The 9,828-nt window shown below is 56.9% G+C and carries 13 protein-coding genes; 8 read left to right on the plus strand and 5 right to left on the minus strand.

The window, feature by feature from the left end:
* Positions 1–5: 5 nt before the first annotated feature.
* A complete protein-coding gene (locus BMX96_RS16220) occupies positions 6–221 on the plus strand; it encodes a hypothetical protein (RefSeq protein ID WP_091846429.1) in 216 nt (71 codons plus the stop codon).
* Between the two features lie 9 nt (positions 222–230).
* Here BMX96_RS16220 and BMX96_RS19385 read toward each other — a convergent pair whose 3' ends face one another.
* Positions 231–866 (minus strand): hypothetical protein, encoded by a 636-nt coding sequence (locus tag BMX96_RS19385; protein WP_139210120.1) that lies wholly within the window; start codon positions 864–866, stop codon positions 231–233.
* Between the two features lie 83 nt (positions 867–949).
* On the opposite strand from BMX96_RS19385, the gene BMX96_RS19390 reads away from it, so the two are divergent.
* Positions 950–1,429, plus strand: coding sequence for a hypothetical protein (locus tag BMX96_RS19390; RefSeq protein ID WP_139210121.1), 480 nt, complete (start codon positions 950–952; stop codon positions 1,427–1,429).
* A gap of 89 nt (positions 1,430–1,518) precedes the next feature.
* On the opposite strand, the gene BMX96_RS16225 is transcribed toward BMX96_RS19390, so the two are convergent.
* Both BMX96_RS16225 and BMX96_RS16230 read right to left on the minus strand, forming a co-directional pair.
* Positions 1,519–1,938: a hypothetical protein gene (locus tag BMX96_RS16225; RefSeq protein ID WP_091846430.1), complete on the minus strand. Its 420-nt coding sequence runs from the start codon at positions 1,936–1,938 to the stop codon at positions 1,519–1,521.
* Positions 1,935–2,171: a hypothetical protein gene (locus BMX96_RS16230; RefSeq protein ID WP_091846431.1), complete on the minus strand. Its 237-nt coding sequence runs from the start codon at positions 2,169–2,171 to the stop codon at positions 1,935–1,937. Before BMX96_RS16230 ends, BMX96_RS16225 begins: the two co-directional genes overlap by 4 nt.
* Before the next feature lie 543 nt (positions 2,172–2,714).
* Between BMX96_RS16230 and BMX96_RS16235 the strand changes: the two genes are divergently transcribed.
* Complete coding sequence (locus tag BMX96_RS16235) at positions 2,715–2,894, plus strand: hypothetical protein (RefSeq protein WP_043846432.1); 180 nt, start codon at positions 2,715–2,717, stop codon at positions 2,892–2,894.
* Between the two features lie 495 nt (positions 2,895–3,389).
* On the opposite strand, the gene BMX96_RS16245 is transcribed toward BMX96_RS16235, so the two are convergent.
* A complete protein-coding gene (locus tag BMX96_RS16245; RefSeq protein WP_091846433.1) occupies positions 3,390–4,301 on the minus strand; it encodes an ArdC family protein in 912 nt (303 codons plus the stop codon).
* A 154-nt stretch (positions 4,302–4,455) separates the two neighbouring features.
* Between BMX96_RS16245 and BMX96_RS16250 the strand changes: the two genes are divergently transcribed.
* Both BMX96_RS16250 and BMX96_RS16255 read left to right on the plus strand, forming a co-directional pair.
* A complete protein-coding gene (locus tag BMX96_RS16250; protein WP_175481769.1) occupies positions 4,456–5,682 on the plus strand; it encodes a type IV secretory system conjugative DNA transfer family protein in 1,227 nt (408 codons plus the stop codon).
* 3 nt (positions 5,683–5,685) lie between these two features.
* Positions 5,686–6,108: a hypothetical protein gene (locus BMX96_RS16255; RefSeq protein ID WP_091846435.1), complete on the plus strand. Its 423-nt coding sequence runs from the start codon at positions 5,686–5,688 to the stop codon at positions 6,106–6,108.
* A 70-nt stretch (positions 6,109–6,178) separates the two neighbouring features.
* On the opposite strand, the gene BMX96_RS16260 is transcribed toward BMX96_RS16255, so the two are convergent.
* Positions 6,179–6,568, minus strand: coding sequence for a hypothetical protein (locus BMX96_RS16260; RefSeq protein WP_091846436.1), 390 nt, complete (start codon positions 6,566–6,568; stop codon positions 6,179–6,181).
* 233 nt (positions 6,569–6,801) lie between these two features.
* Here BMX96_RS16260 and BMX96_RS16265 point away from each other — a divergent pair, with 233 nt between their 5' ends.
* From BMX96_RS16265 to BMX96_RS16270, 3 genes are all read left to right on the plus strand, one after another.
* Positions 6,802–7,458, plus strand: a complete 657-nt coding sequence (locus tag BMX96_RS16265) for a hypothetical protein (protein ID WP_091846437.1) — start codon at positions 6,802–6,804, stop codon at positions 7,456–7,458.
* Positions 7,459–7,574: 116 nt separating this feature from the next.
* Complete coding sequence (locus BMX96_RS19400) at positions 7,575–8,171, plus strand: hypothetical protein (RefSeq protein ID WP_139210122.1); 597 nt, start codon at positions 7,575–7,577, stop codon at positions 8,169–8,171.
* Positions 8,172–8,196: 25 nt separating this feature from the next.
* Positions 8,197–9,828 (plus strand): recombinase family protein (locus tag BMX96_RS16270; protein ID WP_091846438.1); only part of this gene is annotated, 1,632 nt, incomplete at its 3' end.

Genomic DNA, 9,828 nt, shown 5'->3' on the forward strand with positions numbered 1-9,828 from the left:
AATTCATGCGACACATACTCATGCTTCATCTGGACGAAGCGCACGCGCGTCAGCTCGATGAGCTGCGCCAGCATTTTCATCTGGCGGCAGATGACACTGTGCGCCTCGCCATCCGCCTGACGCACGCCCGGCACAAGCAAAAACCGGACGTGCTCGCGCTTGAGTTCAAGCCGCGCGCGAAGCGCGATGACAGGTACGATGATGAGGATTGGACACCATAAATGCAGCGCTTAGATCGTTTTGGGCTTAGTGTCGCTGCAAAGTCTCTGAAGTATTTTTCGCAACCCGGTATGACGACATAGTTTGCCTTCTACCCGAAGTAGTATCTCCTCGCCATGCTTATTGCTCAGCCTTGGGTTCTCATTCAGAAGAAGAAGCTGGCAGCATACTTCCCCCAGATTGTCGCGTTCGAATTTGAAGATTTCTTTGTTGGAAAGCTCATCGGGCGTAGACACGATTCCTAGGTCGAAAAGAAAATCTGAGGAGATATCAATTTGCTCAAATCCACACCTCAATATGTTCTTCTTCGACCCAATATTTCCTTTTGTAACCACTGCAAAGTACATATCTTCAGGGGGACGAAACAGATGGTCTGATACTGCCTGATACCACTTCATAGGCTTCTGAAGCCCAAATCCGTTTAGCGTGACGCGTGTGCCACCCATTTCCGTCAAGCGAGCGCTATGTCTGAATGTGAGAGATGCAGCAACAAGTTCCTTGTTGGGGCCCTCAATATAGACTGCACTGCCATTCCCAAGTGAGTCTAAAAGCTCCATGGGGTCGCGCTCGGCATTGAAATTGTGTTTGTTTGAAGCGTAGAAATCAAAGACTCTTTCAAAAATCGCCGGATCGACACCGTCTTCCACGCACCGCATTCGGTATGTTGTTATTTTCTCAACCATTCTCGACCGTGCACATTAATATTCACTGTCTATAGGTCCATTATCATATGCTGGAACTCTGTGGAACCATAACAGAGCTAGAAGCTTTACAAGGACACACCGCTCATGCTATGCATGGTGCAACGTTTGATGCAGGGTGCATCGGAGCAACACCTAAGAATGAGGCGCGAAAAATGTCAGCAGATCAAGTTAACTTACTAAAATCATGGGAAAAACACAGCCTCCTCGGGGTAGTGGCCTTCTTGGACAGGTGTGATCCATCAAACGATGAGACTTTTGCGAAAGTCATCGATTCCGCTGTTGGCCGCTTCGGACTGTCTGCGAGTGCTATCGCTGAAGAGTTCGAGATTGACAGGAGCACGGTCAACCGATGGGCAGGCGGTAAGACGAAACCACATCATCTGGTGCGACCGATTATTGTGAGATGGATACGCGACCAGCTGTCAAGCCAGGCCGAAGAGTTGACCAAAGCACCAGCAGATATTGGTGAGTTGGAAGATTTTGCGGATCGCCAGCTCGCTATTTGAAGCTAAGCCGTGCGCGCATTGCGACGGTCATAAGGACGACAAGGTTATTCTGCGGGAACAACGCCGCCCATGTGGGGCGGCGTTGTTCGTTAGAGTAGATCGAACAAATCGACTTGCTGAGGCAGAGCATCCAGCAGATTGATATGGGCAAAGTCGTTGTAGATGTGCGCATATTTCAGGCTCATCGACGTATGGACGGCGTCGCTGCAAGTCGGGATCGGCTGCCCTGCATGCTCTTTGCGATAGGCATGAAGCTCTCTTGCGACTTCGCGATAGCGCGAGATGTTGGCGCTCAAGGAGTGCCGAACTTCCTCGCGGATTTTGTTGAGCAACCTGGTGCGTTGAGGCTCCGGCCTGCGGGCGGCGCTCAGGATTTCTTCCTGACGGTATCCCTTGTACTCGGCGAGACGTGCCTCAAGGCGGATGACTTTTGGAGGCAAGACCTCACCGCCCAAAAGGTAATACCATGGATGGCCGGGACGGTAGCCGCGCGTGTCGGGGGCGCTCATGAGCGCCCCGCTTCGTTTGCGGCGTCGGGGGCATCTTCCAACGGCAGGCGCAGGACGATGCGGCCATTGATGGGGCAGGTTTCAAGCTGAAGCGTGTAGCCGCGCCCGTCCTTGTGCTTCCATGCTGCTCCGACCTTGTTCCAATAGGCCTTCTCGCCTTTCTGGGTGACGTGCCAGGCCAGATAGTCCGGCGCGTTTTGGGGCTGATTTTGGTTGGTGTTTTCGCGTGCCATGATCGTCTTCTCCTTGTCTTTCGGGCCTACTTGCTAACGCCCTCCCGACAGGCCGGAGCGAAGGATCAGGCTTCATGTTCAACACGGATTCTTGGAGCGGGCAGAGCATTGAAGGCTGAGCCGCTTCGGCCAGGGAATTGGGCAATCAGTTGCAAGCGGGCACGGAAAGACGCAGGGGTCGATCTGCACGGGGGAAGAAGACCCGCCAGCCTGACCGCCAGCCGCTAGCCGGACTAGCAGGCGCTCGCCACCCCACATTCGAGATAGAGCATCTGGAACAGGAGCCGCGCCGCTCGTGGTGATGCACGGGAGCGCCCTTCGCAAATGCTGATACCAGACCTCACCCTGTAGGCCGCCCATCCCGCCAGCGCTGCCGAATTCACCGCCTAAAACCGATATCGAAGCTTCATCTGCGCATCCGCCTGTATGCAGGATCAAGAAACCTCCCGAACCATCAGGCCTTCCATGGGCCGATGATGGTGTGTGCCGGGGCCGAAAGGCCCTGAGTGGTTCGGGGCCTCCTTGAAGCATAAGGAGGAAGCGATGAAACTCGTCTCACGCTTTGAAGCGGCATCCCGCAGCACGGCAGAACTGCACGGCCTTCTGGCCGAGGCATTCAACGCCTTTGCGAGTGCCCCGCGCAGCAGCCAGGAGCGCCGCAACGCTCTGGCTTCGATGCGCAACATCGAAGATGAGCTGGCAGCGCGCGCGCCAGGTCTCTAACCGACCAGCGGTCAGCCCTCCGGCTGGCCGCTTCCTTGACGACCGGCCACGAAAGCGGCCATGCAGCCGGACTCATGAGTGCTTCCGTAGATCATAAAACTATGATATCGTTAGGATAAGTGAATATAAATATCCGGCCCATAAACCGGCCAAAATGCAGGACAAACATGGCGCGCGACGATGGTGAAAGTATAGGTCTTTTTGAGCCCCTCATGGTGAGCGAGGGCTCCCCGCAACGCGCGGTCTTGAGTGATCTTGCCTTGGAGCTGGCCGAAAAATCCGCCGCGTTCCGCGCCAGCTTACCCGTGTCCATCGCGGCTGCTCAAGGCCGGAGCTCTTCGCTCCGAAAGCACGCGCGCCCCGCTACATCTGGCCTTCCCGGCAAAATACGCGGAGCGTTGGATGCCGGGCCTGTTCCCCGAGGGCTAAAAGGCCCGATGGCAAGCGCCCGCCGAAAGGCGGGCGCGAAATTTTCCAGCTCGGTGAAGTCGCCGCTTATGCGGCGACTCCTTCCTTCTGCTGCTCGTCCTCGATTACGGGTTGCAGACCGTGCAAGAAATCTGCGGCGCGCTGCGCATGGGCGGCGGCGGCAAAGATAGCGCGCTTGTCGTCCTTCAAGACCTTCAGCCAGCTTTGAATATAGGCGGCATGGTCGGTGCCAGGTTCGGGGGTCAGCTCCAGATCGGCACACAGGAACGCCGCGCCCAGTTCGGCAACCAGTTCCTCGCGGGCGTAGCCTTCATCGCCCCAGCGCTTGCGCCCAAAGTCGCGGTCAAGGCGGCTCTTGTGCTTCGTCCAGTGAGTCAGTTCATGGGCAAGCGTGGCGTAGTAGCTCTCAGGGCTGCGGAAGGTCTCAAAAGCTGGCATCTGCACATGATCGCTGCCGTTCGCATAGTGGGCGCTGTTCCCGCCATGACGGATGTCAGCAAGCGTGGCGGCGAAAAACGCCTCCGCATGTTCGATCCGCAAGGCGGGATCAATAATCGGCTCGGGCTTGGCGTAGTAGTGTTCGGGCAGCCCCTCGATCTGATCGACGTTGAAAACGCTGTATCCCTTCATGAACGGGATTTTGCGCTCTTCCTCGCTGCCGTCGTCCTGCTCTTCCTTCTTGGTGATGGTGTTGGCGTATACGACCAGATTGCCCCGCTCGCCCTTGCGCACATGTGCGCCCATCTCTTTGGCTTGGCGGAAGGTCATCCAGTACGGGGAGAGATATCCGGCCTCGACGCTCGCGCCCCAGAGCATCAGCACGTTGATCCCGTTATAGGGTAGCCCGTTGTGCCGCAGGGGCTTGGTGATCCGGCCCTCAAGGTTGCCGCTGCTCCAAGGCTTGAGCCAAGACAGCTCGCCTTTCTCTAGATCGGCAATAATTTTGTTTGTTACTTTCTGATAAACATCGGTTTTCATTTCCTTTTTCCTCCTTTGGATAGTCGGTTGCGCATGCAACCGGACTAGGCCCGCGCCAATGAGCGGGGGGAGGCCGTCAAGATCACGGGCGGCGGAGGGGGATCGCCCGTCCTGCACGAGCGCTAGCGAGGAAGGATGGGGAGACCGCCGGTCCGTGATCACGGCGCTCTATCGCCGCGATGTTCTTGGCCAGAACCTCATCCTGATCGATCCGATGGATGTCGTTGCCAGCAAGCTTGGGCTCACCAGCTCGTCCTTCAATCCGTGCGCCCGCATCCAGCCTTTCGGCGATGAAGCCTTTGACGATGCCATGCTGGCTGCCGATAGCCTGGTCATCCCTGACGGCGGGGCGGAGTCACATTGGTCGGGAGAAGCGGCCAGCATGATTGCAGGCCTTCTGCTTCATGCCGCCGAACATGGCACGGCCAGCCTCAAGGGCGTGCGCCAAACCTTGAATGCCAGTCGCGATGAGTTCCGCGCGACCATCGATCAAATGTTGGCCTCGCCCTTTGAGCTGGTCAGAGCGGCTGGCGGGCGGATTGATAACAAGGAAGAGCGCGAGCTGTCGGGGGTAATCTCGACCGCGCAGCGCAACACGCACTTCCTGGAAAGTAGCAGGTTGGCGGATTGCCTGTCTGGTTCGGACTTCGATCCCAAGGATATCGGCGAGAATACCAGCATCTATATCATCTTGCCCGCGCGCCGCATTGCGGTGGCGCGGCGGTTCCTGCGGGTGCTGATCGGTGCGCTGATTGCGAGCGTGACGGCGCTTCCCCAAAGGCCGTCCGTGCCCGTGATGTTCTTGCTCGAAGAAATGGCAACTCTGGATCGTATGTCCATCATCGAGCAAGCGGTCGGCCTGATGGCCGGGTTTGGCATGCAATTTGTCATGGTGGTGCAGGATTTCACCCAGCTCAAAGAGCTCTACAAAACCCGCTGGGAATCTTTCCTCGCAAATAGCGCGTCCATTCAATGTTTTGGCACGAATGACCGCTTCACAGCGGATTATCTCTCTGCGCTTTGCGGCCAGACCAGCTTGCACCAGCTCAGCTTGGACAGCGCCATCGAGCGCGGGCGGATACTGGGCGATCCCAATTTCCGATCCAGCAGTGATGCCAGCCAGTCTCGCCGCCTCATCACCTCGGACGAGATGATGAGCCTGCATCCATCCGTGCAGGTGGTGGCGCTTGCCGCTGCCCGTCCGATGATCGGTTACAGGCCCGTCTACTTCCTGGAAAAGCGCTTCCGCGATAGGCGCGGCAAGCCGCTCTACAGCATTCATCCAAGCCGCCTCGGCCAGCCGATTACACGGAGCGTGGATTTCACCGCGCCCGGTCTCGCGCTTGGCGCGATGCTCGGCGACTATTTGAGTGTGGGGTGAGCTATGGGAAAATTTACCATTCTGACATGCGCCAACATTGTCTTCGGCTATGCCGCGCTCGTCATTGTCCTGCGGGGTGTGATCAACCTGCCGCTCCTCCATGCGTATTTCGCGCAAATGATCGGGTTTGTCGGTCCGATCCCGCTGCTCATCACGGCGCTATGGAGCGCTGTTCTTCTCTGGCAGGTGCGCCAGGTCTCGAATTTGCGCATTGTCGATCTGCCCGATGTCTCGGACGCACTGGCGCGGGGGCAGCATGATCCTATCCGCTTGGCGAGCGACACTCCCGCCGCGCCTGAACTTCTGGCGCGCGGTTTGGTATGGCTTGCGATTTTCGCAATGCCGATCTGGCTCGGCTGGCCGCTGCCGATCCTCTGGCCTGCGATGCTCTACGGGCTTTGGGCGCTGATCCGCTGGGCGCTGTGATAGATAAAAGAAAAAGCCCCGAAGCGGGTGCGTCGCTTCGGGGCTTGTCGTGTCGTCGGGAGTGCTGGTCTTAGGCGGCGAGGCTCAAGCCTGCGCCATGCAGGCGGCAGTAGCATTCAATCAAACGCAAGCGATCATAGGTTACTGGTCTCGGGTAGCGTTTCGGCATCGTCCCGCAAGGCGCGGCTTCGAGGACGTATGCCATCCAGCGGTTGCAGACGTCTGGGAACATGTCCGTGACTTCGGGGTGACGGAAGGGGCGCTGATCTGGGAAGTAGAGCCGTCCGTCATAGTCCTCGATTTCGGCCAGAACGCGCCGCCATGCGGCGTAGGAGCCGACTTCTTCGTGCATGGCGCGGGCTGGAAGCCAGATGCGCTCTCTGTAGAGTTTGCGGTTGGCGATGTGGTGATCGGCCAAAACGATGATCTTGTCGTCCTTTGTGCTGATGGATGGGGTCATGGTAAGCTTTCTTTTTCTATGGGGTCATGGAGTGGTTTCCGTTGTGCTTTGATGTCGGCATCGTTCTACATGGGTCCTCTTTCTTCCGGCAGGGGCTCTTGCCCGTGCTGGGGTAGATGTGGGAGGTTTCCGAAGAATTTCAGATTCGGGGCTAAGATACGGGGTTAGATGAAATCGTGATATTCGATCCTTATCAGTATGTTACGATGTTATTGTTGAACGCAAAATGAACCATGAAAAACCGCTACTCTATAGGCTCCAAGCTACCCGAGGCGGCCTTCCGCGCGCTCGTGCGGGCCTATTTCACAGGTGAGAAAACCGAGGACGCCGCCAAGATCACTAAGACCAGCCATGCCACGGTTAAAAACCTCTACCGCCGTATCACCTATCGCCTGATCGATGATCTGGAAATCTTCAGCTTCCATCGCGAGTTACTGACCGACTGTTTCGAGACAGGAGGTCGGCGTGTGGAAACCCTCAAGCGCTGCCTCTGGCAATGCCCTGGCGACAAGGGCTATGGCGACTTGCCTGACCGGGATACCTGCGCCGAATGTCCCTTCGCCGCCGAATTCAGGGAAGGCATGCAGGACGACCACGCTGCGCTAGCCATGTTTTTCGAACGCCGTTCGCTTGCGCCTCTGAACTCTTTCAGTTTCGTCAACCGCGCCGCCTACATATTTTCTCAGCACCGAGTGTTCTATGGCTCCAACGATGTACGCCGACGCGATGCAGCAAGCTTCATTGCGGGGCTTAAGAAAAGACCACTCGGTTCGGCGGGATCAAAGGAGCAGATCGCAGATCGCTATGTGAACCTAAGGGGCACGCGACCCCTTTGGTACGTTGCGACGCACGGCGAGGCTTACCACCTGCCGGACCACGAAATGATGTGAATAATCGCTTCGCATCCGTTTCCGATTTGTCGCTGCCGCGCATCGCGGCCAGCGTCAAACGGCAATGTCTGGGATAGCCATCTTTTCATCATCGAACAGCGATGATGGGAAGACCAATGCCGAGAAAACGAACACATGCCGCGAAGAAAGTATCAGCGCAAGTTTGCGAGAAGCGCATAATTTATGCTAAGCTAAAAGAAGATGTAGAATTCAAAGAGCCAAGCTCTTTGTACAAGGCTTTCGAGACTGAAGAAGCTCGGGACCAAAATCTCAACAGATCGGCTGAAGAGCACCAAGGGCAATGTTTAACTGACGCCCCTGTGCGTCCTATCGCGCCTATGCGCAGATGGGCAGGTGTTTTGATGAATACGAATGGTTTTGAAAATGCGCCGGATTTGGCTAGCGCTCTTGGATTTTCCCTAAAGAACAACGGCAAATCCAGCTTTCGGATCGATTATGAACGCTACCGCGCTTTCTTCGATGATCAGACGATCAGCGATGAGCAGAAAGATCAACTGATTGAGATGCTGTTCACAATAGGACATGCGTTTTATGACGCTGGCTTTGCCTATGAATTTGCCAATGTGGATTCAAGCCAAGCCTGTGGAAAACATGAGGAAACTCAGGATGACTCTGCCGCCTGCGGCCAAGGTGTGCTAAGCTCACCAGACATCACCCTGAGAGAACAGTTCAACCTGTGCGCCGCTGAGTAGAGCAGCGCGAAGAGAAGGAGGAGTCATGAATCATGTAGGAACAAAAGCGGCTACACAGACCAAGGCGCTGATCTATTGCCGCGTCTCGGACAAGAAGCAAAAGACTCAAGGCCACGGTCTCGAAAGTCAGGAACACCGCTGCCGCAAGTATGCCGAGGATCGCGGCTACGAAGTCGAGATGGTCTTCCCTGATGACATCACGGGCGGCGTGGACTTCATGAAGCGCCCAGGCATGCGCGCCATGCTGGCCTATCTCGATGCGAAGAACGAAGACAATTATGTAGTCATCTTTGATGATCCGAAGCGCTTCGCCCGCCATACCGAATTCCACCTTAAGCTTCGCCGCGAATTCGCGCAGCGCGGGGCGCGGGTCGAATGTCTCAACTTTACCTTCGAGGACACGCCCGAGGGGCTGTTCGTTGAAACTGTGATCGCCGCACAAGGCCAACTTGAGCGCGAACAAAACCGCCGTCAGGTCATCCAGAAGATGACCGCCCGCGTTGAGAAGGGCTACTACGTCTTTCATCCGCCAATCGGCTATAAATACGAGCGCGTGGCTGCGCATGGGAAGATTCTGGTGCCGAACGAGCCAATCGCCTCCATCATCCGCGAGGCTTTGGAAGGCTTCGCCGATGGGCGTTTCACCTCCCAAGTCGAAGTAAAGCGCTTCCTTGAGGGCAAGCCCGACTTCCCGAAGAGCGGCAAGAGCGGCTACGTCCACCCAACGAAGGTGCGCGACATGCTTGAGCGCTCCGTCTACGCTGGCTGCGTGGAGGCTCCGAATTGGGGCGTAACCCTGCGCAAGGGGCATCACGAGGCCCTGATCAGCTTCTCGACTTACGAGCGCATCCAGGCGCGTCTCAAAGGCACGCTGAACGCGCCAGCCCGCAAAGATATCAATCAAGACTTCCCGCTGCGTGGATTCGTCCTGTGCGATGATTGTGGAGAGCCGATGACCTCTTGCTGGTCGAAGGGCCGCAATCAGCTCTATCCTTACTATCTGTGCGACACGCCGAGTTGCGACTCCAAGCGCAAGTCGATCCGCCGCGCCGATATCGAGGAAGGGGCAGAAGCTCTCCTGCGTAGCCTGCAACCCGCTGCGCAGCTCTTCAAGCTCGCGAAGGCGATCTTCACCGATATCTGGGAGATGCGCCGCGCTGACGCCCTTGGGGCGCGGAAAGCTCTGGAAGCACAGGTCATTGATACCAGCAAGCAGATCGACAATCTGCTCGACCGTATCATGAACTCGTCCAGCCCGTCCGTGATCGGGGCGTATGAAAAGCGCATCGAAGAGCTGGAACGCGAGAAGATCAGACTGGCGGAACGGGCCGAGTCGGCGGTGCCCAGCGAGGCACGCCTGAGCGAATTTATCGAACCGGCCATGGAGTTCCTGGCAAGTCCTTGGAATATTTATAAAAATGGCAACTTCGCCCTCAAGAGAACGGTGCTCAAACTGGCTTTTGCAGAGCCATTGAGGTATAGCCGGAATGAGGGTTATCGAACCGCCGAAACCACCTTTCCTTTCAAGGTGTTAGCGGATTTTTCGTCCCTAAAGTGCGGGATGGTGGGCGACCCTGGAATCGAACCAGGCGTGCGTCTCCGCGAGGGAGCGAAGCGGGTCCTGCCAGCGGTGCGGGGCGCAGGATCGATCCGGTGG

The organism is Palleronia pelagia (assembly GCF_900110115.1).
In the GTDB taxonomy this organism is placed as follows: domain Bacteria; phylum Pseudomonadota; class Alphaproteobacteria; order Rhodobacterales; family Rhodobacteraceae; genus Palleronia; species Palleronia pelagia.

What these genes read in the sequence shown, in the direction of transcription:
- BMX96_RS16220 (WP_091846429.1), top strand. Translation starts at nt 6, where the DNA reads ATGCGACACATACTCATGCTTCATCTGGACGAAGCGCACGCGCGTCAG.
- BMX96_RS19390 (WP_139210121.1), top strand. Translation starts at nt 950, where the DNA reads ATGCTGGAACTCTGTGGAACCATAACAGAGCTAGAAGCTTTACAAGGA.
- BMX96_RS16225 (WP_091846430.1), bottom strand. Translation starts at nt 1,938, where the DNA reads ATGAGCGCCCCCGACACGCGCGGCTACCGTCCCGGCCATCCATGGTAT.
- BMX96_RS16230 (WP_091846431.1), bottom strand. Translation starts at nt 2,171, where the DNA reads ATGGCACGCGAAAACACCAACCAAAATCAGCCCCAAAACGCGCCGGAC.
- BMX96_RS16235 (WP_043846432.1), top strand. Translation starts at nt 2,715, where the DNA reads ATGAAACTCGTCTCACGCTTTGAAGCGGCATCCCGCAGCACGGCAGAA.
- BMX96_RS16245 (WP_091846433.1), bottom strand. Translation starts at nt 4,301, where the DNA reads ATGAAAACCGATGTTTATCAGAAAGTAACAAACAAAATTATTGCCGAT.
- BMX96_RS16255 (WP_091846435.1), top strand. Translation starts at nt 5,686, where the DNA reads ATGGGAAAATTTACCATTCTGACATGCGCCAACATTGTCTTCGGCTAT.
- BMX96_RS16260 (WP_091846436.1), bottom strand. Translation starts at nt 6,568, where the DNA reads ATGACCCCATCCATCAGCACAAAGGACGACAAGATCATCGTTTTGGCC.
- BMX96_RS16265 (WP_091846437.1), top strand. Translation starts at nt 6,802, where the DNA reads ATGAAAAACCGCTACTCTATAGGCTCCAAGCTACCCGAGGCGGCCTTC.
- BMX96_RS19400 (WP_139210122.1), top strand. Translation starts at nt 7,575, where the DNA reads ATGCCGAGAAAACGAACACATGCCGCGAAGAAAGTATCAGCGCAAGTT.